The organism is Lysinibacillus sp. FJAT-14745, from assembly GCF_001275675.1.
Classification (GTDB): Bacteria; Bacillota; Bacilli; order Bacillales_A; family Planococcaceae; genus Lysinibacillus.
This window is the reverse complement of record NZ_LITM01000009.1, coordinates 13,147-39,075: the sequence shown is the minus strand read 5'-3', so window position 1 is coordinate 39,075 and position 25,929 is coordinate 13,147. Positions and strand designations below refer to the sequence as shown.

The 25,929-nt window shown below is 37.5% G+C and carries 20 protein-coding genes; 9 read left to right on the top strand and 11 right to left on the bottom strand.

Features of this window, described 5'->3' with window-relative positions:
• Positions 1 to 63 precede the first annotated feature (63 nt).
• Positions 64 to 1,329: a dicarboxylate/amino acid:cation symporter gene (locus tag AMS59_RS15425; RefSeq protein WP_053484633.1), complete on the bottom strand. Its 1,266-nt coding sequence runs from the start codon at positions 1,327 to 1,329 to the stop codon at positions 64 to 66.
• 290 nt (positions 1,330 to 1,619) lie between these two features.
• Positions 1,620 to 2,669 (bottom strand): TRAP transporter substrate-binding protein, encoded by a 1,050-nt coding sequence (locus AMS59_RS15420; protein WP_053484632.1) that lies wholly within the window; start codon positions 2,667 to 2,669, stop codon positions 1,620 to 1,622.
• 151 nt (positions 2,670 to 2,820) lie between these two features.
• On the opposite strand from AMS59_RS15420, the gene AMS59_RS15415 reads away from it, so the two are divergent.
• Positions 2,821 to 4,362: a sensor histidine kinase gene (locus tag AMS59_RS15415; protein ID WP_199777785.1), complete on the top strand. Its 1,542-nt coding sequence runs from the start codon at positions 2,821 to 2,823 to the stop codon at positions 4,360 to 4,362.
• Positions 4,363 to 4,572: 210 nt separating this feature from the next.
• The gene (locus AMS59_RS15410) at positions 4,573 to 5,274 is read left to right on the top strand and encodes a response regulator (RefSeq protein WP_053484631.1); all 702 of its coding nucleotides are present in this window, start codon (positions 4,573 to 4,575) and stop codon (positions 5,272 to 5,274) included.
• A gap of 225 nt (positions 5,275 to 5,499) precedes the next feature.
• On the opposite strand, the gene AMS59_RS15405 is transcribed toward AMS59_RS15410, so the two are convergent.
• The gene (locus AMS59_RS15405; protein ID WP_053484630.1) at positions 5,500 to 6,468 is read right to left on the bottom strand and encodes a 4-hydroxy-3-methylbut-2-enyl diphosphate reductase; all 969 of its coding nucleotides are present in this window, start codon (positions 6,466 to 6,468) and stop codon (positions 5,500 to 5,502) included.
• A gap of 73 nt (positions 6,469 to 6,541) precedes the next feature.
• Entirely contained in the window at positions 6,542 to 7,084 is a 543-nt protein-coding gene (gene vrrA / locus AMS59_RS15400) for a VrrA/YqfQ family protein (RefSeq protein WP_053484629.1), read from the bottom strand.
• Positions 7,085 to 7,436: 352 nt separating this feature from the next.
• Here vrrA and AMS59_RS15395 point away from each other — a divergent pair, with 352 nt between their 5' ends.
• Positions 7,437 to 9,125, top strand: coding sequence for a methyl-accepting chemotaxis protein (locus tag AMS59_RS15395; RefSeq protein WP_053484628.1), 1,689 nt, complete (start codon positions 7,437 to 7,439; stop codon positions 9,123 to 9,125).
• Between the two features lie 114 nt (positions 9,126 to 9,239).
• On the opposite strand, the gene AMS59_RS24380 is transcribed toward AMS59_RS15395, so the two are convergent.
• From AMS59_RS24380 to AMS59_RS15375, 5 genes are all read right to left on the bottom strand, one after another.
• Positions 9,240 to 9,419 carry a FeoB-associated Cys-rich membrane protein gene (locus AMS59_RS24380; protein WP_082337533.1) on the bottom strand — a complete coding sequence of 60 codons (180 nt, stop codon included), beginning with the start codon at positions 9,417 to 9,419 and terminating at the stop codon, positions 9,240 to 9,242.
• 10 nt (positions 9,420 to 9,429) lie between these two features.
• Positions 9,430 to 11,409, bottom strand: a complete 1,980-nt coding sequence (gene feoB / locus AMS59_RS15390) for a ferrous iron transport protein B (RefSeq protein ID WP_053484627.1) — start codon at positions 11,407 to 11,409, stop codon at positions 9,430 to 9,432.
• Positions 11,406 to 11,633, bottom strand: a complete 228-nt coding sequence (locus AMS59_RS15385) for a FeoA domain-containing protein (protein ID WP_053484626.1) — start codon at positions 11,631 to 11,633, stop codon at positions 11,406 to 11,408. Before AMS59_RS15385 ends, feoB begins: the two co-directional genes overlap by 4 nt.
• 123 nt (positions 11,634 to 11,756) lie before the next feature.
• On the bottom strand, positions 11,757 to 12,461 hold the full coding sequence (locus AMS59_RS15380; RefSeq protein ID WP_053484625.1) for a response regulator transcription factor: 705 nt from the start codon (positions 12,459 to 12,461) through the stop codon (positions 11,757 to 11,759).
• 495 nt (positions 12,462 to 12,956) lie between these two features.
• Positions 12,957 to 15,677: a sensor histidine kinase KdpD gene (locus AMS59_RS15375; protein WP_053484624.1), complete on the bottom strand. Its 2,721-nt coding sequence runs from the start codon at positions 15,675 to 15,677 to the stop codon at positions 12,957 to 12,959.
• A gap of 375 nt (positions 15,678 to 16,052) precedes the next feature.
• On the opposite strand from AMS59_RS15375, the gene kdpA reads away from it, so the two are divergent.
• From kdpA to kdpC, 3 genes are read left to right on the top strand one after another with little or no spacing between them, the layout of a single operon-like run.
• A complete protein-coding gene (gene kdpA, locus AMS59_RS15370) occupies positions 16,053 to 17,756 on the top strand; it encodes a potassium-transporting ATPase subunit KdpA (RefSeq protein WP_053484623.1) in 1,704 nt (567 codons plus the stop codon).
• A gap of 52 nt (positions 17,757 to 17,808) precedes the next feature.
• Positions 17,809 to 19,872 carry a potassium-transporting ATPase subunit KdpB gene (kdpB, locus tag AMS59_RS15365; protein WP_053484622.1) on the top strand — a complete coding sequence of 688 codons (2,064 nt, stop codon included), beginning with the start codon at positions 17,809 to 17,811 and terminating at the stop codon, positions 19,870 to 19,872.
• Between the two features lie 11 nt (positions 19,873 to 19,883).
• On the top strand, positions 19,884 to 20,522 hold the full coding sequence (gene kdpC, locus AMS59_RS15360) for a potassium-transporting ATPase subunit KdpC (protein ID WP_053484621.1): 639 nt from the start codon (positions 19,884 to 19,886) through the stop codon (positions 20,520 to 20,522).
• A gap of 277 nt (positions 20,523 to 20,799) precedes the next feature.
• On the opposite strand, the gene AMS59_RS15355 is transcribed toward kdpC, so the two are convergent.
• A complete protein-coding gene (locus AMS59_RS15355) occupies positions 20,800 to 21,855 on the bottom strand; it encodes a 2,3-butanediol dehydrogenase (RefSeq protein ID WP_053484620.1) in 1,056 nt (351 codons plus the stop codon).
• A 591-nt stretch (positions 21,856 to 22,446) separates the two neighbouring features.
• On the opposite strand from AMS59_RS15355, the gene AMS59_RS15350 reads away from it, so the two are divergent.
• Positions 22,447 to 23,748 carry a DEAD/DEAH box helicase gene (locus AMS59_RS15350; protein ID WP_053484619.1) on the top strand — a complete coding sequence of 434 codons (1,302 nt, stop codon included), beginning with the start codon at positions 22,447 to 22,449 and terminating at the stop codon, positions 23,746 to 23,748.
• A 12-nt stretch (positions 23,749 to 23,760) separates the two neighbouring features.
• The gene (locus AMS59_RS15345) at positions 23,761 to 24,654 is read left to right on the top strand and encodes a deoxyribonuclease IV (protein WP_053484618.1); all 894 of its coding nucleotides are present in this window, start codon (positions 23,761 to 23,763) and stop codon (positions 24,652 to 24,654) included.
• A gap of 51 nt (positions 24,655 to 24,705) precedes the next feature.
• Here AMS59_RS15345 and AMS59_RS15340 read toward each other — a convergent pair whose 3' ends face one another.
• Positions 24,706 to 24,942, bottom strand: coding sequence for a Nif11 family protein (locus AMS59_RS15340; protein ID WP_053484617.1), 237 nt, complete (start codon positions 24,940 to 24,942; stop codon positions 24,706 to 24,708).
• Between the two features lie 229 nt (positions 24,943 to 25,171).
• Between AMS59_RS15340 and AMS59_RS15335 the strand changes: the two genes are divergently transcribed.
• Positions 25,172 to 25,918 carry a metal ABC transporter ATP-binding protein gene (locus AMS59_RS15335; RefSeq protein ID WP_053484616.1) on the top strand — a complete coding sequence of 249 codons (747 nt, stop codon included), beginning with the start codon at positions 25,172 to 25,174 and terminating at the stop codon, positions 25,916 to 25,918.
• Positions 25,919 to 25,929 lie beyond the last annotated feature (11 nt).

Genomic DNA, 25,929 nt, shown 5'->3' with positions numbered 1-25,929 from the left:
AAAATGGAAAAATAAAAGGCTGACCGATAATGTGATTTTTTCACTACCGGCCAGCCTTTTATTTTATTGTTGAGTTGTGACTTGTCCTGCAAGAGCACGTTTTTCCTGCTCTGGATCGAATTCTTTTTCCATTTTTGAAACGACAACTGTTGCTACACCATTACCAATTAAGTTTGTAACGGCGCGGGCTTCAGACATAAAGCGATCGACCCCGATTAAAAGTGCAATCCCTTCTACTGGAATCATTGGGAATGCTGCTAATGTTGCTGCGAGTGTAATAAAGCCTGAGCCTGTTACACCGGCCGCACCTTTAGATGTTAGCATTAAAATAGCTAGCAATGTAATTTGATGCCAAACATCTAATTCAATTCCATAAGCTTGTGCGATAAAAATAGCCGCCATAGATAAGTAAATGGACGTACCATCTAAGTTAAAGGAGTACCCCGTTGGAATAACAAGACCAACGACTTGCTTAGAGCAACCATAGTTTTCTAATTTGCGCATCATCGAAGGAAGGGCCGATTCTGATGATGATGTCCCAATAACGATAAAAATTTCATCTTTAATATATTTAATAAACTTAAAGATACTAAATCCAAAGTAACGTGTAATAAGACCAATGATGACTACGATAAAAATAAACATTGTAATATAAACGGAAAGCATTAAAAATCCTAAGTTTCCTAGTGATTTAAGACCGAAATTACCGATTGTGTAGCTCATTGCACCGAATGCACCAATCGGTGAAACTTTCATGACCATATTTACAATTTTAAAGAATATATCTGCTACTTGTTCGAAAAATTTAATAACTGGTTTAGCTGGTTCACCAATAGCAGCAGCAGCTATGCCAAATAAAACTGCTGAGAATAAAACAGGCAATAACTCTCCATTTGCAAGTGCTCCGACAACATTATCAGGTATAATTTGCATAATAAATGCACCAATACCATGCTCTGTAGCGGCTGCTGCCTCTGTATATTGGGAAATATCTGCACCGTTTGCAGCAGCTGTATTAAAGCCTTTACCAGGCTTTACAATATTGACTACGATTAAGCCGATTGCTAGTGCGAAAGTAGAGACAATTTCAAAATAGATTAATGCCTTCCCGCCAATTTTACCAACTTTTTTTACATCGCCCATACTACCAATTCCAATAACAACTGTTAAGAAAATGATAGGAGCTATTAACATCTTAATTAATTTAATAAAAATATCTGCTAATATTTTCAACTTCGCTCCGAACTCTGGGAACGTAGCACCTACAATAATACCTAGCACAATAGCAATCAGTACTTGTACAGTTAAGTTTTTAAAATTTATACGCATAAAGTTCTCCCCTTACACTATATTTATGAATATTATGTGAACGCTTTCATGAAGTTATCATAGCTGAAATTTTCCGACAATAGTCTTTATGACCGTAAAGTTTCTATTGTTCATTTTGTTCATTTTTAGGTGGAGGATGAATGAAGCTAGTAATAGAAAGGGTTTTTGGCTGTTTTATAGTAGTTTTATAATTTAGAAATCTATTATAATACAAAAGAAAAAAATCCCCACGCTTGTGAGGATTTTATCATTAATGAACAAAAGTATTGATCCCGCAGTGAAGAAATACTTTAAGGGGAAACAATTTTTTCAATTTCCGATAAGACATCATTATTTTGTACATTGTTTCTATAAAAATCATAGACAGGTGCTAGTTTTTCTTTAAAGCGTTGGCGTTCCTTATTGCTCATCGTATAAATCTCAAAGTTATTCTGCTGCTCAAGTTTTTGCAAATCTTCTTTGTTTATTTCTACAGCTTGCTCAAATTGCCAGTCTGTTGTTTCTTTCATAGCCTCCATAATCTGTTTTTGAATTTTTAAAGGTAAGGACTTCCAAAACTTTTCGTTCATTAAAACGGTGTATCCTAAAATGCCATGCTTTGTTAATGTCATATGCTTCTGTACTTTATAGAAACCTTTAGAATAAATATTTGACGCTGTGTTTTCTTGAGCGTCGATAGTATTCGATTCTAAATCAGTGAAAACCTCGCTGAAGGGAGTCGGGATTGGTGTAGCCCCAACGACCTCGAATTGCTTTTCAAGAGCTATACTTGGCATTGTACGGACACGTAAGCCTTTTAAATCTTCAAATGTATGAATAGGGTGATCGACAGAGGTCAAATGTTTAAAGCCATTATGCCAAAAACCCAGTCCTTTTATATGAAAAGGTTTAAGCTCCTTTAATAATTGTTCACCGATTGAACCTGTAAGAACCTCTTGAACTTCGTCATCCGTATTAAAAAGGTAAGGTAGATCGAGAACCTGCCAGTTTGGTATATAGGATGTCATCTTTGAAAAAGTAGGGATAATCATTTCTACTTGTCCATCTTGCAAAGCTTGAAACTCATTTTCATCATTAAACAGGGAGGAGTTTGGGTAGACGTGTACCTTCACCTCACCATTTGTTTTTTCCTCAACAAGCTCGGCGAATTTACTTGCTGCTTGTCCTTTCGGTGTATTCTCAGCAACAACATGACTTAAATGAATCGTAATTTGTGTATCCAAGCCTTTTTGCTCATCGTCATAGGGGAGAGGCTTGGCGAATAGTAAGCCCTGTTGAACACCAATCGCTATCGTTAACAGTAAAACGGTTACTATTGTTCCAATAATAAATTTTTTCATCAATTACACCCAATTTATTCGTATTTTCTGATGTTTTTGTTATTCTATCATATGGAGTAAGTTAAAATATAGTAAGAGGGAGGCGTACATCTTGAAATTTCAAAAATTATCGATGAAGAGAAAAATTATGTCTCTGACTTTTTTTATTCTCATGCTCTCCTTTAGTATTGGTGGAACATTTTTGCTAGGGTTTGTCATGAATGTGCAAAAGGATAAGCTTGGAGATCAGGCTTTACTTGTAGCAAAAACAGTATCACAGCTTCCTGAGCTGAAAACTTACATTTCAAATAATAATTTTAACGAGGCTACGAAACACATAAATACTGTAGTGGAAGAAATACGTGATATCAATGGCGCACAGTATATTGTTGTACTGGATATGCAAAGGCGCAAGTACTCACATCCAAATACAGAGGAGATCGGGCAAGTCTCGGAGTCAGGTGATCTAAATGCTGCATTTTCTGAGCATTATTATACATCCATCGCACATGGTGAGCATGGAGATATGGTACGAGCATTCGTCCCAATCATGAGTAAAGAAGGAAGGCAAATAGGTGTAGTAGTAGTAGGCTATAGTGTTTTAACTGTTGCAGAGTTATTACAATCTATTCAAACCGAATTAATGATTACGATCTTATTGTCTCTTTTCTTTAGTGCATGGGGGGCCCATACTTTAGGGCTTCATATGAAAAAGCAAATGTTTGGGCTAGAGCCCCACGAAATTGCTAAAATGTATGTAGAACGAACAGAAACCTTTAACGCGATGCATGAAGGGATTATTGCTATTGATAATGACTTGACAATCACAATATTTAATGAAAAAGCATGTGAAATATTAGATGTTCACAAACAAGCGTCAACATTAATAGGAAAGAAAATTTTTGATGTTTTACCTGATACACGATTACCGGAAATTTTGGAACTAGATCAACCTATTTTCAATCGTGAGCTCTATATTAATGATCATAGTATTATGAGTAATCGTATTCCTATACAAGTTAATGGGAAAACGGTTGGAGCTGTGGCCATGTTTAAGGATCGTACAGAAGTGAAACAGCTTGCAGAGGAATTGACGGGTGTTAAGGCATTTGTACAAGCATTACGTGTACAAACACATGAGCATAAAAATAAATTGCACACAATTGCTGGTCTTTTACAGCTTGGACATCATAAACAAGCACTTTCTTACTTAACGCAAGTAAAAGAAGAACACGATGAAATTACAAACTTTCTAAATGAACGGATTAAAAATGAAAATATTTCAGGTCTATTGCTTAGTAAAATTTCCTATGCAAAAGAACAGGGAATTCTACTGGAGATTGACAGAGAAAGCCGTTTGACAACATTTCCTAACAATCTAGATCATCATGATTTCGTTATTTTATTTGGTAACTTAATTGAAAATGCTTTTGATGCATTAAGGGATGTACAAATTGAAGAAAAAGTTGTCAATGTTTCTGTTGATGAGGATGAGGATGTGTTGGCAATCTTAGTAACAGATAATGGTATAGGCATGACAAATGAAGTAAAGGCACATATTTTTGATAATGGCTATTCAACAAAACAGAAAAAAGGTCGAGGCATTGGACTTTTTTTAATAAAAGAAATTGTACAAAAAGGAAAGGGAGAAATTGAAGTCATAAGTGAACCGAATAAAGGAACAAGCTTTTTAATAACTTTTTACCATACTTAATAGGCTCATTACTAAGCTGAGAATAAGTTTTAGTAAAACGTATACCTTTTGATGGGAGTAAAAAATCAAAATAGAAATCAACCCTATGGGGAAATTAGTTAGAGTAGATGCGAGAAATTCTATGGGAACAGAGTGACGCTCTCTTAGATAGCTTCCTTAAGTGAATATTTACACATATAGAGATAGAACAGAGTGTATGGAGGACTAACAGTGATGCAAACAAAGGTATTATTAATAGAGGACGATCCAATGGTGCGAGAGGTTAATCGCCAATTTATTGAGAAGATAGCTGGATTTGAAGTAATAGGACAAGCCTCAAATGGAGTTGTCGGGATTGCTCAAATTCAAAAACTTAAACCAGAATTAGTATTTATGGATATCTTCATGCCAGAGCAGGATGGAGTGACAAGCTTACGAAAAATTCGTGAACTCAAGTTACCAGTAGATGTAATTACGGTAACCGCTGCTAATGATATGGAAACTGTAAAACAGGTCCTGCATCTTGGCGTCTTTGATTATATTATGAAACCTTTTTCATTTGAACGAGTGCAAGGAACACTTGAAAATTATTTGCGCTTTAAAAAGCAAATGCAAACGGAGCGTGAATTAACACAAGGAGAGCTTGATCAGTTATTCCATTATCAGGGTGGGCATAATGAAGTTCAGCAATCAAATGATTTACGGTCAGAAAAAAGTTTACCTAAAGGTTTTAATCGTGCAACATTAGAGAAAGTTGTGCATTATTTGCAGTCTGTAGAAGGAGCATCGGCAGAAGAAGTAGCCAGTGGTGTAGGTATTGCGCGCGTAACAGCAAGACGATACTTAGATTATTTAGAGAAGCAAGAGAAAATTACGATGGATGTGCATTATGGTGGCATCGGTCGTCCGGTTAATTATTATTTTAGTAAATAATGAGAAATCCTGATTGTCGAAATAGACAATCAGGATTTTTTTACTGTTAAAGTAACTATAGTTTTTTTAGTTGCGGATAACCAAAAGCATAGTTTTCGTCTAGGCTAAAGCGCTACATCCTCGAGGTCACTTCGATCCCTCGGGCAAAAGTGGTGGAGCGTTTACTTTTGCTTCGGGCTCGCCAGTGCTTGTCGGATGTAAACGAGCGCTTTAGAGCATTTGTTCTTAGTAAGGCATAATTTTGTCAACAGGCTTTGGCGTTTTAATTTTAGGTAAAATTTTATCTAAAGTAACTGTACGCTCAATGATATGTGTTGATTCATCATTTTCATCGAATTGATCAAGGAATGAAATAACCTCTTTGACAATTGGTGTTGGCGTTGAAGCACCTGCTGTAACAGCGACGGAATTAATTCCTTTTAACCATTCAATTTTTAGCTCAGAAACGTCTGCAATTCGATAAGATGGTGTCCCTGCAATTTCAACGGACACCTGCGTTAAACGATTCGAGTTATTGGATTTTGGGTCACCAACAACAATAAGTAAATCTGCTTCCCCAGCTTGCTGAGCAACTGCTTCTTGGCGTACTTGGGTTGCCAAACAAATCTCCTTATGCACTTCAATATGTGGGAATTTCTCTTTTAAACTATCCATTAAATGAGCGACATCCCATTGACTCATCGTCGTTTGATTCGTTACTAGTAATTTATCATTCGTTAAATTTAATGCATCAATATCAGTGGATGATTGTACTAAATGCACATGATCTGGTGCAACGCCAATTGCTCCCTCTGGCTCGGGATGGCCTTTTTTACCGATATAGATAATATCATAGCCATTTGCTGATTTTTCACGAATTAAATCGTGTGTAACTGTTACGTCAGGACATGTAGCATCAATGGATACTAAGCCTTTTCGCTTCGCAATTTCACGAATTTCGGGTGAAACACCATGGGCTGTGAAAATAACAGTGCCAGTTTCAACTTGTTCAATAATTTCTAAACGATTCTCGCCATCTAATGTGATGATGCCATCAGCTTCAAAGGCATCTGTAACATGTTTATTATGCACAATCATACCTAAAATGTAGATAGGTCTTGGTAATGTTTTATCGAGTGCGGCATTTCGAGCGATGACCATCGCATCAACAACACCGTAGCAATAGCCACGTGGATTAATTTTTAATACTTGCATGGTTGTGACTCCTTTCAAGCTTACCTATCTACATTATAACGGACAGGGACGGCGAATACAAAGAAACCTTCATCTACATAGGCGGCTGGAAAATACGGGGCTTAGATGGAAGTGGGTCAGCAGGAGTAAATGATCCATTTTGTCGAGACGCTTTTCGACTTTTAGTAGAACCTGCTCCTTTGCTAGCCGCTGCTTCAGTTGCTACTGCTGCAGCCCCTGCGGCAGCTCCTGCAGCAGGAAGACCTTGAAATCCTTTATACAATTTTAAAAGTGACGGAATATTTTTTACCATTGGCATTGCTTGCTGAATGTAAGGCGTATATGTTTTCGCTGAGTTAAATAAGCTATTCGCCTGCTGCAAAAATGAACCGATTTTTGAAGGTTCCTGCATTGATGGCATTTGTCCTCCAAATGAACCTATTCCACTGGACATTGGAAAGCCACCGCCACCCGGAATTCGTGGATTTGGGAAGCCTCCAGGCTGGAAAAAGGACTGCGGTGACATTTGTGGAGGTGTTGGCATTTGCATTGGCATTTGCATTGGCATCGGCATTTGCATTGGCATGGGCATTCTCATGCCACCAGGATACATCGGGAACTGTGGTCTAAATACCATAACGATCTCCTTTCGATAGTGATTTAACATTGATGACATACCTGATTATAAATATGATATGCAGATGGGTAAGTTAGCGTTCGACACCACAAATAAATAACGAGGGCGATTGTAAATGTATCTCACTATATCCTGGAAGGTTTACTTATTTCATATGTAGTTAATAAGTGGTAAAAAAGTCTAGAAAAATACACATTTTTTGCACTTTTTCAGCCGTTTTGAAAGGTATAATGATTTGTTGGAAAATCATTATTTTAGAAAAAGAAGATTATCATCTGAAATGTATTACATTAATGTAAATAAATTGATAAAATATTATTTACTAGTAGTGGTTGAAAATAGGGGGTATTCTGTGACAATTAAAGTTAGAAGTATAGTGTCGTTTGGTCTTATCGTAGTATTAGTTTTAATTATGGGTATTTTTCAACAACAAAATGCAAAATCCCAACTAGAGCAAGTACATTTGATAAAAGAAAAAACACTTCAAACGACGTTATTAGCAGATGAGATGAAGTTAGCAGTTGTACAGGTTCAGCAGTTTTTGACGGATATTAGTGCTACAAGAGCACTCGATAATTTAGATGATGGATTTGAGCAAGCCGAAAAATATAGCAAAATCTTTAATGAAGATTTGGAGCAAGTGAAAAAAATGCATCCGGAAGAGCAGGAAAGATTAGCTGCGATTAAAGTAGCGTTTGATGAGTATTACAATACTGGTCAGAAATTGGCTCATAGCTATATTCAAGGCGGGCCAGAGCTAGGGAATAAAATAATGCTTGAATTTGATACTACATCAGTTGACATTAATGACAAAGTAGATTTGTTTCAACAAGAAAACATTACAGACATGCAAAATTCTTTAGCACATGTTGAAACGCTTATCGATGATAATGAGCAGTGGTTCTTATGGATGTTCTGTATTATTTTATTGATTTGTATAGCAGTTGGGATTGTATTCGTACGTTCTATCGTTGTTCCGGTCAATAAGTTAACTTCTGCAGCTAAGGTAATTGCTAAAGGAGATTTATGTCAAAAGGATATTGAAGTTAGGGCAAAGGATGAAATTAAAGATTTGGCTGATTCTTTTAATTTGATGAAGTCTAATTTACATTCACTAATACATAGCATGACCGTAAATGTTGAACATACAACATCGGCAGCTGAACAATTAGCAGCAAGTACAGATGAAATTTCACATTCATCTCATGATATTGCAAACCTTGTAGAGAAAATGGCAATTAGTGATCACCAAGCGGCTGCTACTGGTCGTGAAAGTTCGGTAGCAATGGATGAAACTGCTCAAGGTGTTCAACGTATTGCGGAGGCTACTCAAATGCTTCATTCTAAAGCGGTAGATACACAATCAATTGCAAATGATGGTGAGAAAACGTTACATATCGCAGAAAACCAAATGTCGATTATCCAACAATCTTCAAATACAACAAATGAGCGAATTAAGAAGCTTAGCACACAATCAGCTGAAATTGTTAATATTACGAAAGTGATTACTGACATTACTGAGCAAACAAATCTTCTAGCACTGAATGCTGCGATTGAGGCGGCTCGTGCAGGAGAGCATGGTAAAGGCTTTGCGATCGTGGCAGATGAAGTGCGCAAATTAGCCGAGGAATCAAAAGCATCTGCCAATCAAATAGTGGATGTAATAGCACTTATTCAGCAAGAAACGAAGGAAGTAGAAAAGGCTGTAAGTGTAACAGTATTGAATGTAGATGAGGGTGCCACATTTATTCAGAATGCCCAAAATGCCTTCGATGGAATTTTAAAAGCGATTAGTGATATGACATCTCAAATCGAGGATGTATCTGCTTCTACACAGCAAATTTCTGCAAGTACTGAAGAAATGGCAGCATCGGTTAATGAAATGTCCTCTACTGCTAACCATGCTGCACAGCAATCTGAAACAATTGCATCGACAATAGAAGAACAAGCTGCGACTATTCAAGAAATTAATGCTGTTGCAAAGTCATTAAGTGAAGAAGCGGTGTCTGTGAAGGAAGAAATCAATAAATTTAAAATTTAAGAGTACGTTGAGCTTTAGAACAAAGCCCTCCATGTCTAAAAGCCACAAAAAAGCGAGGTAGTTTCCAAACTGTTAATTCATTTGGAAACTACCTCGCTATATTATCATACAAATTTATTTAGTGGTAAAATCTTTAAGTTTAGCAGGAGGGGCACAAACGTTAGAGGAACAACTCTTCTGTAATGAGCATGATGCGCATTTGCCCTTCTTCTGCTTCTTAATGCTCTTATATAAGGTAATACCAGCATAGCCAAATATAATACAACCGATTAAGATATTAATTAATAAAGTCATTCTCTACACCTCACATCAATAAATTCCCAATACCATAAATCATAAGTGCAATAAGATAAGCTACAACAAATGGATATATGGTTGCAAATAAGGTCCATTTCACAGACTGTGTTTCCCTTTTTATTGCGCCTACTGTAGCTAGACAAGGCATATAAAGTAAAACAAAGGCCAAGAATGTATAAGCGCTTAAAGCAGTAAAATGAGTTGTCATTGTAGAGGATAAGACACCTTCACTTACACCATAAATAATCGCCATTGTCGAAACAATCACTTCTTTTGCCAGGAATCCAGCAATAAGGGATGCACCGGCCTGCCATGTTCCAAAGCCAAGTGGGATAAACAACACTCCAAAAGCGCCCCCAATAATTGCTAAAAAGCTGTCATCCATATTGACATTAGTGCCATGTGGTCCTAAATAAGAAAGAAGCCAAATAATAACGGAGCCAGCAAAGATAATAGTACCAGCTTTGCGGAAGAATCCTTTCCCTTTTTCCCAAGTGGAACGCCAAAGTGTTTTAAGCTGTGGTACATGATAGGCTGGTAACTCAACAAAAAATACAGAGGTTTCATTTTTTAAAATCGTCATCGATAATATTTTTGTTACAATAAGCGCTATCACTATACCCATTACATATAGGGAGAATACTACTAACGATTGATGTTCAGCAAAGAATGCTGCACCGAACAAAGCATATACAGGTAATCTTGCTGAGCAGCTCATAAACGGTGCAACAAGAATTGTTAATAACCGTTCTCTTGGTTGCTCAATTGTTCTCGCAGCCATTACACCTGGAACATTACATCCAAAGCTTACAATCATCGGAATAAAGGCTTTGCCGTTTAAACCGAAAAATTCCATAAGGCGATCCATCACAACAGCAATTCTCGCCATATACCCTGAATCTTCTAAAAGTGAAATAAAGAAAAATAGTACAAAGATTTGCGGAATGAAAACTAAAACACCGCCAACACCTGCAATGATTCCATCACATATTAAATGAACAATAAAAGGAGATGCACCAATAGCTTCTAAGCCCCGAGTAACAGTATCTGAAAGAGGGCCGCCTACAAAGCCATCTAGGAAATCCGAAAGTGGGGTACCGATCCAGGCAAACGTTGCTTGAAACATTAAAAACATAAGCGCTAAGAAAATCGGAATACCTAAAATCGGATGTGTTAGAATTTTATCAACTTTTTCTGACCATTGTGTTTCACTTTTCTCTTGTATAATTACTTCGCTATAGATGTTAGAAATATATAAATCACGTTTTTTAGCTATAGCTTTATTTAATGGTTCACCTATTTGCTTCTCTAAAGCATCTCGCATTGCAGCTAGCTGTTCAAAGTATTCCTTCTCTTTCAAATAAGCGTCAACAGCGTCATTTCCCATTAAAAATTGAATCGTACACCATCTTCTTTGTTCTTCAGGAATAGGCTGTAACAATGCTTCAATTTTTGTGATACCTTCTTCAATTAGATCATCATAGGTTAATGCAAAACGTTGTTGAGTACGATCTGAGGCTTGAATAGCAGCATAAATACCATCAACACCTTTACCAGTACGAGCGCTTATTGGAACAACAGGTACTCCTAAAGAACTCTGTAGTTTCTCGACATCAATTGAAATGCCTTTCTTTTTCGCTACGTCTATCATATTTAAACAAATGAAAACAGGTTTTCTAAGTTCAAGTATATCTACAGTTAATTGCATATTTCGTTCGAAATTAGAAGCATCAATAATATTTAAAATTCCATCTACCTGATCTTCAAGTAAAAATGAAGTAACAACACTTTCATCTCTTGAAATCGGATTAAGCGTATAGACACCAGGTAAATCAATAATTTCCTTTTGTAGTTTTTTTACTTGTCCTACTTTTTTTTCAACGGTTACACCACTCCAGTTGCCAACGTATTCATATGAATTTGTCAACGTATTGAACAATGATGTTTTACCGATATTGGGGTTTCCTATTAAAGCTAATCTACTCATACTTGTTCGACCTTTATATCCATTAAATCTTTTTTTCTAAGTCCGATTTTCTGTCCTTGACATTCTAATATACAAGCTCCAGAAAACCATCCTTTTTGGACCATACAAACTTGACAGCCTTCTTTTATTCCAAAAGCATTTAATCGTTTACATAACATAGAGTCGATTTGTTGTAGATCTTTCACTTTAACTTTTTCACCCAATTGAACCACGTGAAGATTCATGAGATCTACCTACTTTCTTGTGAGTGATAATCATTATCAAGTAAATATTATCATTTTTTCTCCAGTCAATCAATAATAAGTTTGCTGTTGGAAAGTAAAGCAAAGTTAAAGCAAGATCAAACCTTATTCTTCATCGTGACAACGAAGCATCCTGTACCCAACGCGGACATGTGTCTGGATTAACTTTGGGTTAGCTGGATTGTTCTCTATTTTCTTTCGAAGAGTAGCCATAAAAACCCTTAGACTAGGAACATCTGATTGAAGTGCGTTGTGCCAAATTTCCTTTAAAATAAAATTATGCGTTAAAACTTTCCCGACATGCTTTGATAAAATAACCAAGAGCTTATATTCAATAGGTGTCAAATGTACTTCGTTACCATTTACAAACACTGTATTTGCCATATAGTTTATTTGTAAATGACCATTTACAAAGACAGGGGATTCATTTTCTAGCTGATGCTCAAAAGATTTTCTTCTCAAAGCTACTCGAATTCGGGCTAATAGCTCTTCAACACTGAAAGGCTTTGTAACATAATCGTCTGCACCAGCATCTAAAGCATTGATTTTATCGTGCTCTTCGCCGCGTGCACTAACTACGATAATTGGTGTTTGAGTCCAGCTTCTAATTTTCGTTATAAGCTCTACACCGTCTATGTCAGGAAGTCCTAAATCCAAAATAATTACGTCTGGATTCATGGCAAGAGCCTTTTGTAGAGCACTATGACCATCTCGTGCAATGTCGAATTCATACTGCTGAGTAGCTAATGTCATTTTAATTAAATTGCCAATGGCTACATCGTCTTCTACTACTAGAACTCGTTTATTCATCGAATTTCATTACTCCTTTTTGGTTTATCACCATCGTGAAGGGGTGATTTCCTTTACGACTGAGCGCTTTGTTGTTGCTGTCGCTACACTTTCGCACAGTTAAAACATTGTTGCTGACGCTTCGCTTTCGCACAGAGCAAAGCTTCCTAGGGGCGTCGGGGCAACAGATGTTTTTTTGTGCGAAAGCGCAGTGCAACGTAGCGGCAGTGACAAATGTTTTCTGTGCGAAAGCGCAGTGCAACGTAGCGGCAGCGACAAATGTTTTCTGTGCGAAAGCGCAGTGCAATGTAGCGGCAGCGACAAATGTTTTCTGTGCAAAAGCGTAGTGCAACGTAGCGGCAGTGACAGGATGTTGGTCACGAAGGCGTTATCACAGGACGTGATGCTTTTAGCCTTCGTTCCCATACCCGCTTCACTTCGTTGCAGGATCCCACCTATGACGCTGATTCCCAAGAAGTCGCCCAGTCTCTACTTTAATCAACTTATACGAACGTTTTAACAAATGTCATCCCCAACTTTTGATGATAAGATTCCTTTTTTTAGTGAAAAATTAAAAACCGTTCCTTTTGGTCTATTATCCGAAACTGTTATTTCACTACCATGTAATTTTAAAATAGTTTGACATAGAGCCAAGCCTAATCCTAAGCCTCTTCGACTATCACTACGCTGTACTTTTCCGGTAGTAAATGGCTCAAAAAGGCTGGTTTTTATAGCATCATCAATGCCAGGGCCATCATCAGCAATGCTAAAGTGTACGAAACGTTCAGATTCTGTAACCTTTATAGTAATAACGCTACCTGATGGTGTATAGGTCAATGCATTATCAATAATATTAATTAGAACTTGAATAATCAGTCGCGCATCCATTACGGCAAATAAAAATTCTGGTTCAATATGATAGGATATTTCATGTCTATTGTTTAGACGAACGACATGTGTTAGTGACTCTTGAATAATATCTTCTACAAGTTCCAATTGCATCTCTATAGCAAATTGTCCATCTTCTAACTTAGACACAGCTAGTAAGTTTTCAACCATTTGTACGAGCCATTTTGAATTTTTATAAATATCCTCATATATTATGCTTTTTTCATCCTCTCGAATTTGAGATGCATTGGATAGTAATATATCTGCATTACCAGAAATAGCAGTAAGCGGTGTTCTTAAATCATGAGAAACTGCGCGCAAAAGATTAGCACGCATCTGTTCCATTTCAGCTTCCCTAGCAACTTCTTCATTGAGTTTTTGTAGATACCACTTATCAAGTGCGAATGAGAAATCGTTAATAATGGCATGCAAAATATTACGCTCAAATGCAGGTAATGGTGCTTGCTTTGACAAAGCAATACCGATAACGCCTTTAACACTCCCATTTGAAATAACCGGTAAATAGTAGGCATTCACTTCAGGAAATATATCAGTGGATACGCCTGCTACATGCTTATTATTGATAACCCAGCTTACTACACCATGCTCATTCGGATTCTCAAAGAGGGATGCTATCTTCTTATTTTCAATACTAGAAATGCTCTCGGTACGGAAAAAAATAGAGTTCACAATTAAGTTATTTTCTATTTCAAAAAATTGTACTGGCTTTTCTACTAATTTAACGATTTGTGACATGCCTTCAGTAATAATTTCTTCTATAGACTTAGCATGTTGAAGCCTGCGATTTGTATCAAGGAGCACCTCCATTCGATAAGATTTACGAACAGCTACAATGGTTTGCTCCTTTATTTTTTTTGTTAAGCTACTTGTAATCACTCCTGAAAGGAACATGATCACAAAGGTTATCGGATAGTCGCGATGATAGGCGTTAAATGAAAATCGTGGTTCTGTAAACAAATAATTAAAAAGTAGTACCGCTATGATGGAGCTAATAATGCTCATCATCCATCCTGATGACCAAATGGCAAGAATTAAGACACCTAAAATATAGATAGTGATTATGTTCGATTCGCTTACGCCAATTGTGTAAAAATACAGCCCGACAACTGATACTATGCCGAATACTATAGCCATTTTTAATAAGTCAAGCCATTCAAATGACAGCTTATTTTTTACCTTAGGGAAGTAGAATTGTTCATTTTCCTGATCTGGCACTATATGTATGGCTAAATTCGGTACAAATTCGTTGAGTCGATCGCTGATTTTTGTACTTGGTTGCCACCATTTTTTTCTCATGCTAGTTCTACCAATGACTAATTTAGTGACACCACTAATTTGTGCATAATTGGCAAGGGCAGCAGCTACATCATCTTCCTGAACGATTACGACATGGCCGCCAAGCTGTTCAACAAGCTTTATATGCTGCTGAAGTCGTTCAGAATTTGCGTTATTCCTATCATGTTCCTGGACGTTTTGAACGTAAAGAGCTGTAAATTTCCCATGTAATGCCTGTGCTAGTCTCGCGGTAGTTCGAATAACCTTGGCATTTGTAGGAGAGCTACTAATACCAACAAGTAAATGCTCTTCGATTTGTACATGATGCTTGATAGATTCGTCGCTATTTACCTGCTTATAGTTAATCGTATCAGCAGCTCTCCGTAGTGCAATTTCTCGAAGTGAGACTAAATTTTGTTTACGAAAAAAAGATTGCAACGCTTTTTCAGCTTGTTGTTTTACATAAATTTTGCCTTCTTGTAGGCGCTGTATTAACTCATCTGGTTCAATATCGACAATTTTTATTTGTGCAGCTTGATCTATTAAGTAATCTGGAATACGCTCCCGCACCTTTATTCCGGTTAATTCTTCTACTATATCGTGTAGGCTTTCAATATGTTGAATGTTTACTGTTGTATAGACATGAATACCTTTTGCAAGTAATTCCTCTACATCTCCAAAACGTTTCTTGTGACGCATTGTTGGAACATTGGTATGTGCCAATTCATCAATAATGACAATTTCTGGTTTGCGCTTTAGTACTTCATCAATATCTAATTCCTGGAAATGTTTCCCTTTATAAATTATTTTTTTTGTAGGGATATGCTCAAGTCCCTCGAGTAAAGCTAACGTATCTGGACGAGGATGTGGTTCTACATAGCCAACTACCACATCTTTACCAAGTTTTTGTGCTTGATGTGCTGCATCTAGCATTGCATAAGTTTTACCTACTCCAGCAGCATAACCAAGAAAGATCTTTAGCTTCCCTACAAATTGTTCTTCCTGTTGAAGCCTCGCTAAAAACGTCTCTGGGGTTGGACGTGTATTTTCCATCCTCTTTCACCTCATTTGTATTATAGCGTTATCTTCCATTAAGAAAGTATTAAGATTTTCCTTCTTTATAGTTTCTTAATAGAAGAAGCGATTTCCTAACACTACATTAATTTGAAAGTCAGTATGATGAGAGCATCCTAATTGGAAGAGGGGTGTTTCGATTGATGGACTTTTATATGATTGGCTTACTAATTATAAGCTTTGCATGTCTTTATGCGTTAACCGCTTGGTGCTTCAAGCTTGTCGAAGAAAAGTAAGGGGGAATAAAAAATGTGGATTGTTATGGGGATTGTACTTGTGTTCCTTTTCGGTTATCTAGGGCATGCATTACTTTATCCTGAAAACTATTAATAGGTTGGTAGGAGGTACTACAGTATGTGGCAAATCGCCATTGTATTAATCATTTATTTACCGCTCGTTATTTTAACTGGTCACTATCTATTTCGAGTGACGATGCAACAAAAAACATGGCTTGATCCAATTATGGATAGATTTGATGCTGTTATTTATAAGTTATGCGGCATTAAACAAGTCGATATGACTGGTAAACAGTATGTACTTTCATTAATTCTTTCAAACGCTTTTATGGTGTTTATTGGATATCTTCTATTACGCATTCAAGCGATGCTGTTTTTAAATCCAAATAATATTGACAATATGGAATCAACACTTTCATTTAATACTATTATTTCATTTATGACGAATACGAATCTGCAACATTATAGTGGCGAATCTGGACTCAGTTATTTATCACAAATGCTAGTTATTATCTTTATGATGTTTACATCTGCAGCTACTGGTTATGCCGCATGCATGGCGTTCTGCCGTCGTCTAGTTGCTAAAACTGACACTATAGGGAATTTCTTTGTGGATTTCGTTCGTGTTATTACACGTGTGTTAATGCCTCTATCTATTGTTGTTGCCATTATTTTAGTAGCTCAAGGTTCTCCGCAAACCTTGAGTGCGAATAAAACTGTCCAAACAATAGAAGGTAAATTACAAGATATTGCCCTTGGACCTGTAGCTTCTCTTGAATCCATCAAGCATATAGGCACTAATGGTGGTGGTTTTAATGGAGCCAATTCAACGACGCCTTTTGAAAATCCAACGGTCATTTCTAATATTGTGGAAATGCTATCTATGATGTTATTACCAGGTGCTTGTGTAGTTGCATTTAGTTTAATGGTCGCATATAGAAAAAAGAAAACGATATTTGGAAAACAAGGGCTATCCATTTTTGCGGCAATGGGCGTGTTGTTCCTAGTCGGACTTGCGACTGTGTATGTAGCAGAGAAAGCGGGTAATCCAATCATTAGTGAACTCGGAATTTCGCAGGAGCTTGGAAGTATGGAAGGCAAAGAGATGCGCTTTGGAGTAGCGCAATCAGCGTTGTTTACAACAGTGACTACTGCTTTTACAACGGGATCTGTCAACAATATGCATGATACATTAACGCCGCTTGGTGGTCTTGTACCGATGTTTAATATGATGCTAAATGTTGTGTTTGGAGGCAAAGGAGTTGGCCTGATGAACATGATGATGTATGTGCTCCTGACAATTTTTATCGCCTGTTTAATGATTGGTCGAACACCTCAGTTTTTAGGCAAGAAAATTGAAGAGAAGGAAATGAAGCTAATTGCTCTTTGTATATTGATTCACCCTGCTATTATTCTACTATTTTCAGCACTTGCAGTTGCAACAACAGCAGGAGTAGCGGGCATAACGAATCCAGGTGCACATGGTTTGTCTCAAGTTCTGTATGAATTTGCATCGGCCTCAGCAAATAATGGCTCAGGTTTTGAAGGATTAGCTGACAACTCAACATTTTGGAATGTCACGACAGGTCTTGCAATGTTCTTTGGACGTTATTTGACGATTATTATTCAACTAGCTATAGCATCTCTACTTGCTAAAAAGATGTTTCATAGTGATTCGGTGGGAACATTGAAAACGGATAATACTATTTTCACATTTTTACTTGTTGCTATCGTTTTAATGATTGGTGCACTTACATTTTTACCAGCATTAGCTCTTGGGCCAATTACAGAGCACTTACAACTTTATCTTCATTCATCTTAAGACTCCCACCTTTTAGTGTGGTGAGATTGATTTTTAATAAGGAGAGACACTTATGGAAACTGCAAGAAAAAGTTTTATTACGGGCAAAATGTTTAAAAGCTCGATGATAGACGCTTTAAAGAAGTTTAGCCCATTATATATGGTGAAAAATCCTGTTATGTTTGTAGTAGAGATAGGGTTTATGTTTGTCCTGTTATTAACCCTTTTTCCGAACATATTTGGTAACGAAGTAGGGGAGCATGACCGTTTGTATAATGCGATTGTCGCCGTTATTCTTTTTGTAACCATCTTATTTGCAAACTTTGCTGAGTCGATTGCTGAAGGACGAGGAAAAGCACAGGTTCAAACGCTAAAAAATACTAAAACAGTGACACAGGCTCGTGTCTTACTTAGTGATGGCTCTGAAATACTTAAACAGGCACATGAATTAAAAAAGGGTGATATTGTTTTAGTTCAGGCAGGAGAGGTTATTCCAAATGACGGAGAAGTCATCGAAGGAATCGCTACCGTAGATGAATCCGCAATAACAGGTGAATCTGCGCCTGTTGTAAAGGAGCGGGGTGGAGATTTTTCATCAGTGACAGGTGGTACGACTGTTACGAGTGATTGGCTGATGATCGAAATTACCTCGATGCCTGGTGAATCATTTTTAGATAAAATGATCACGCTCATCGAAGGAGCCAGTCGTAAAAAAACACCAAATGAGATAGCGCTCAATACACTTTTAGTAAGTTTAACGATTATTTTCTTGTTAGTTGTTGTAACACTATATCCAATGACAACTTATTTAAATGTACCGATTTCTATTGCAACGTTAATTGCCTTGACAGTTTGTTTAATTCCTACAACGATTGGTGGATTATTGTCGGCAATCGGTATTGCAGGAATGGATAGAGTTACTCAGTTTAATGTTATTGCGATGTCTGGAAGAGCCGTAGAGGCGTGTGGGGATGTAGATACATTAATTTTAGATAAAACGGGAACTATTACTTATGGAAATCGCATGGCAGCTGAATTTCTCCCAGTAAAAGGGGTGGACAGTAAAGATTTAATGCAAGCTGCATGGCTTAGTTCTTTAACAGATGATACACCTGAAGGAAAGTCTATTTTGTCACTTGCTTGTGAATTAGGAGTGAATACTAACGATGAAGAAAACATTATCAAGTCAAGTGAACATATTCCCTTTAGCGCACAGACTCGTATGAGTGGTTTGGATATGAAGGATGGCATAAAAATTCGAAAAGGAGCCTATGATACGATAAAAAAAGAAAGCTTAAAGGCAGGACATAGCATTCCTACAAATTTGGAACAGCTGATTCAACAAGTATCTTCTGTTGGTGGAACACCTTTAGTAGTAGCGTTAAACGAAAAAATTTTAGGTGTCATTTACTTAAAGGATGTCGTAAAGGCCGGACTCAAGGAACGTTTTGAACAACTTCGAGCAATGGGCATTAAAACAATCATGTGTACAGGAGATAATCCACTAACTGCAGCAGCCATCGCAAAGGAAGCGGGGGTGGACAGCTTTATTGCAGAAAGTAAGCCAGAAGACAAAATTCAAGTTATTAAAGATGAGCAGGCACTAGGGAAAGTAGTAGCTATGACAGGTGACGGAACGAATGATGCCCCCGCATTAGCACAAGCTAACGTAGGTCTTGCCATGAATTCAGGAACGAACGCAGCAAAGGAAGCTGCGAACATGGTCGATTTAGATTCAAACCCTACTAAAATTATTGAAGTTGTAGAAATAGGGAAGCAGTTGCTCATGACGCGAGGTGCGTTAACGACTTTTAGTATTGCAAATGATATCGCAAAGTATTTTGCCATTATTCCAGCTATGTTAATGGTCGCTGTACCAGAGATGCGTACATTAAACATTATGAATCTCAATTCTCCATCAAGTGCGATAATTTCTGCTTTAATTTTTAACGCAGTGATTATACCACTATTAATACCTATTGCAATGAAGGGTGTAAAGTATAAGCCGATGAGTGCTGCAAAATTATTAAATAAAAACTTACTTGTTTATGGCGTAGGTGGGATTATCGCTCCCTTTATTGGCATTAAGTTAATTGATTTACTAGTTGGACCACTATTCCATATGTTTGGGTTATAGGAGGAAGCTACATGCGAAAATTTTTTGAAAACTCAAAGCAGGCATTACTTATCACAATAACTATGTTCGTTTTATGTGGTTTTATCTACCCATTTGCAGTGACTGCATTAGCCCAAGGGTTATTTCATCATCAAGCAAATGGCAGTTTAATAGAGGCGGATGGTAAAGCCGTTGGTTCAGAATTAATCGGTCAAACTTTTACTGCACCACAATATTTCTGGGGTCGTGTCTCATCCGTTAATTATAATGTCTATACGAAAGAGGATACGATACCAGACGAAAAGGGCCAGGTGAACTATAGTGGTGTCAGCTCTGGGACTTTTAACTATGCACCATCCAATCCAGAATTAAAGAAGCGAATAGAAGCAGATATCGAAAAGTTTTTACTAGCAAACCCATCTGTAAAACGACAAGACATACCCGCTGATTTAATGACCGCTTCAGGCTCAGGTTTGGATCCACATATTAGTGTGAAGGCTGCAGAAATACAAGTCGAACGAATTGCCCAAGCAAGTGGGCTTGCGAAGGATGAGATTGAAAAAATTATAGCAGCAAATACGGAAAAACGGACGTTGGGAACTTTTGGAGAAAATAAGGTAAACTACCTAATGGCCAATCTAGATATTATGAAAAAAATGGATGAGAAATAGGTTCATCACCAAAAGTTAGGGATGACATTTGTTAATAAGTTTACCATGTATATAAGTTGATTGGAGTGGAGGCTGGGCGACTCCTCGGGGATCAGCGTCACAGATGAGACCCTGCAGCGAAGCGAAGCGGCTCATCGGACGCCCCCAGGAAAGCGCCCAGTCGGAACGGAAATCAACCCTACGTTATGATGATGAGCAATAGAGGGATAAAAATTTAACAAATAAAAACAGGTAGAGAAAAGCTTCTTAGTTTTCTCTACCTGTCGCTATAAATAAATTAAGCTTGTGAATTTACAAGGATTTTAATATGATTTTTTTCTTTCATTAGTGCCTCGAAGCCTTCTGTTACGACTTCATCAAGAGCAATTCGTTTTGTCACAAGTTTTTCAGCAGGGAAGTAGCCTTGTTTCATTAATTCCATAACGGCTGGGAAAATATCGCGATAAGCAATAATCCCTTTTACAGAACGCTCTGTCAGTACGATATTGTTTGGCAGAATAGAAGCTTCAGTTTCCCAAATAGAAACGATAATTGTTTCACCTTCAAATGTTGTTGAATCAATAGCTTGCTGTAATACTACAGGTACACCTGTTACTTCAAATGCAACATCTACGCCACCATTTGTTAATTCATGTAGACGAGCTACTGCATCCTCATCTTTAGGGTTAATAACTGCTGTGGCGCCAAGCTCTAATGCTTTAGCAGCACGCTCTGCAGAAAGTTCTATCGCATAAATTTCGGCTGCTCCAGCTGCACGCAATGCTTCGATAACAAGAAGACCGATTGGCCCTGTACCAAAGACAGCTGCTGTATCGCCAGCTTTTAGTTTACTTTGACGAACTGCATGTAATGCTACTGCCGCTGGTTCAACAAGTGCACCTTGTTCATAGGAAAGACCCTCTGGCATTTTGTGTACCATTTTTTCATCTACCATTGTATATTCAGAGAAACCTCCGCCACCGCCAGAAAGACCGTGGAAGCCTAAGTGCTTACAAATATTGTATTTCCCTTTTTTGCAAGCGGCACATTCGCCACATGCAAGAATAGGTTCTACAACGACAGGATCTCCAACTTGTACCTTTGTAACACCTTCGCCAATTTCTACTACTTCACCAGAGAACTCGTGTCCCATAACAATTGGCGCTATATCTTTACTTACATAGTGAGGTTGTTCCACTGGAATGAATATTGGTCCAGCTGCGTATTCATGTAAATCACTACCACAAATCCCTGTCCAATGTACTTTAATTTTTACTTTTCCAGATGAAATTACTGGTTCTTCAATGTTTTCTACACGGATGTCTTTTGCTTTATACCATCTTGCTGCTTTCATAATAAGTCAACCTCCTCTAGTATCTTACATTTTTATCGTAACATATGGTAATTCTCCAAGGTATTAGTTGACAGTAAATGACATGAAAAATACTAATTCCTGGCTTTTTTTTACAGCATTATAGCGCTTCAACTTTTCGATAAAATAAAGTGTATCAAAAGTTTCGACATTCCTCACAAAACGAGAATGAGAGTTCTGACGAACAAATAACCATACAGCTTTATGCAATTAGCAGTAGTGTTTGTCTACAGTCTAGGGCACTGAAAAAGTCCATATCTTCTCACGTTGCGAGGAATTCAATGATTAAATCGTTGAATTCCTCGCTTTTTTCATTTGGCACTGTGACTCTACTGTTGTTTTCCGAAGCATTCCGCTCGCTTTCCGCGGGCAACGTAAGTTTTTCAGTACCCTCTCTACAGTCTGAGCGCTTTTTTTATTGCATATTTACTGCATTTCGAGTAACTTTGATAAGGGCTTCGCTACAGCTATGATAAAAATATAAAATTATGTTCATGCTTTAGATAATAGGACGTTAATATACCTACAAGTTGAATCATGATACAATGGGAAAGATGTTAGGAGGAACGAATTATGTCAAAATATACTGATTATAATTTTCAGCCATTTTTGCAGGATGCAATTGCAAAACTTGGCTTTACAGAACCAACGCCGATTCAAAAGGAAATCATTCCACTACTATTAAAAGGTAAGAGTGCAATCGGACAAGCGCATACAGGGACGGGAAAAACACATAGCTTTTTAATTCCGATTGTGCAACGAATTAATGCTGACAAGCAGGAAGTACAAGCTGTTATTACGTCACCTACACGTGAGCTTGCACAACAAATTTTTGATGCGTTAAATCAATTAATAGAAGGAACAACTATTCAAGCGAAATTATTTATTGGAGGTACGGACAAACAACGCTCCATTGATAAGTTAAAAACGCAACCACAAATTGTTGTCGGAACGCCAGGACGTATTCGTGATCTCGTTTCAGCGCAAGCGTTATTTGTGCATACGGCGCCAATTTTAGTTGTCGATGAGGCAGATTTAGCCTTCGACATGGGCTTTATAGAGGAAATCGATGGTTTTGCTTCCCAAATGCCAGAAAACCTTGAAATGTTTGTATTCTCAGCAACAATTCCAGAAAAGCTTCAACCTTTCTTAAAAAAATATATGGAAGCACCTGTTCATATCCATATGAACGATAAACGCCCGGTTGCAGAAGGAATTGACTTTGTGCTTGTACCAGTGCGTTCTAAATCACGTAACAAACGTTTGTTAGATGTCATTGAAGGAATCAATCCATTTTTAGCGGTAATTTTCACCAACACACGTAAAACAGCAGAGCATGTTGCAGGCTTCTTAAATGAAAACGGGATTCGCTGTGGTCAAATACATGGTGATTTAAGTCCACGTGATCGTAAGAAAATGATGAAGCAAATTCGAGAATTGGACTATCAATATATCGTTGCAACAGATCTTGCAGCGCGTGGTATCGATATTCAAGGAATTTCACATGTCATTAACTACGAAATCCCAGAGGACTTAGAATTCTTTATTCATCGTGTAGGACGTACAGCGCGTGCAGGGAATAAAGGAACTGCTATCACGTTGTTTGAGCCATCAGATGAGGATGCAGTAGTACGTGTTGAGAAAATGGGCGTTCCATTTGTTCAAAAAGATGTAAAAGATGGCGAATGGTCTGAACTAAAAGATCGCCATGCACGTAAAAATCGTGTGAAGCATGAAAATGAAATCGATGCGAAAGCAAAAGCATTGGTGCGTAAGCCGAAAAAAGTAAAACCAGGCTACAAGCGTAATATGAAATGGGAAATGGAAAAAGTTAAAAAACGTGAACGTCGTTTAAAAGCTCGCGGTAAAAAATAAGGAGGCATTCAAATGCTACTTGGATCACATGTTTCAATGAGCGGAAAAGAAATGCTGCTCGGATCAAGTAAAGAGGCCCTTTCCTATGGGGCAAATACCTTTATGATTTATACAGGAGCACCGCAAAACACTCGTCGTAAGGCAATTGCTGACCTTAATATTATGAATGGCTTACTACACATGAAAGAGCATGGTATGACGAATATTGTTGTCCATGCTCCGTACATTATCAATATTGCGAACACAGAAAAACCTGAAACTTTCCGTCTAGGTGTAGATTTTTTACAAACTGAAATTGAACGTACAGCGGCGTTGGAAGCAACACAAATTGTTTTGCACCCAGGTGCCCATGTAGGTGCGGGAGCAGACGCAGGTATTGCCAAGATTATTGAAGGTTTAAACGAAGTGTTGTCACAGGATTATCCTGTACAAATCGCATTAGAGACAATGGCGGGGAAGGGAACTGAATGTGGTCGTTCCTTTGAAGAGCTTGCTAAAATTATAGATGGTGTAACACATAATGAGCGTCTTTCAGTATGCTTTGATACATGCCATACTCATGACGCTGGTTATAATATTGTAGAAGATTTTGATGGCGTTCTAAATGAGTTTGATAAACTAATAGGTGTTGATCGTATCAAAGTCCTGCATATCAATGATTCAAAAAATGTCCGTGGTGCAGGAAAAGACCGTCACGAAAATATTGGCTTCGGTCATATTGGCTTTGATGCATTAAAAAATATTGTGCATCATCCACAATTAATGGAGATTCCTAAAATCTTAGAAACACCATATGTTGCTTTAAATAATGATGCCAAATCAAAATCGGCTCCTTATAAACATGAAATTGAAATGCTTCATAATGGAGAGTTTAAACCAGAGTTAATCGATGCTCTAAGAGGATAGAATAAAAAGCCCGAAATCAGCTAGCATAAGACTGATTTTCGGGCCTTTCTTTTATTTCGTAAACAATGCAATTAGTTGTCTGGAACGCTTTCTACCTAAAACAGCTTCAACCTCTACAAGAATATCTTTTGGAATACCTAAAAAGAGCCACGTAAATGAGAATTGCTCCAAATAAGGCCGGAGTTTTCTTACTTCAGAAGTAGTAATTTCAAATCCTTCAGCACGTGCAATCGCAACAACTTCCTTATCACTACTTTGTGTTAATTGCTGTAAAAATTGAATACTCAAAGCTAATCCTCCTTTTAAAATTGTTTAGTTTCTTGAAACAAAAACATTCTTGTGAACGTCGTGACAGCTATGAAAACCTTTCGCATAATGTTTCAGAATCAAAGTCTATAACAACTTGAGATATTAACAGTAGAATAGCAATCTTATTTTCTTTACAAAAACTGTACTTTCATTTATACTTACAACTTGTAAATCGTAATGATTTTGAATTAGAAAGAAGAGAGCATACATGAAAAAATCATTAATTGACATTGAAAACGTGTCATTTCAATATGACTATACGCAAGTATTAAAAAATATCTCTTTCCGTGTAGAAGAGGGAGATTTTTTAGCACTTCTCGGTCCGAACGGGTCAGGGAAATCTACATTATTAAAGATTATTTTAGGGTTACTAAAACCAATGTCAGGAGAAATAAAGCTATTTGGAGAACCAAGTACGACTTTTAAGCATCGTGAATGGATAGGGTATGTGTCACAAAAATCGAATGCCTTCAATTCAGGGTTTCCAGCAACCGTCCAAGAAGTAGTGAAAAGTGGACTATCCAAAAAATTAGGATTATTTAAAAGACCTGGACGAGATGCGAAGGAAAAAGTGTTAGAAGCATTAAAAGCTGTCGGCATGGAAGCATTTATGAATCGTAATATTGGTGAGTTATCTGGTGGGCAACAGCAACGTGTCTTTATTGCAAGAGCTTTAGTTAGCGAACCGAGGCTATTAATATTAGATGAACCAACTGTCGGCATTGATCATGAGAATGTGCAGTCATTTTATGATATGCTGGCGAAATTGAATCGGGAACAGGGAATTACAATGATTCTTGTAACACACGATGTTGATACAGTATCGAACCGTATTAGTCATGTGGCATGTTTAAATCAAACCATCCACTTCCACGGTTACAAAAATGAATTTGATACAATTTCTCAGGATGCGCTTGATGCATGGTATGGCCATTCTGTGAGAAAGATTCACTAGAAGGAGAAGGC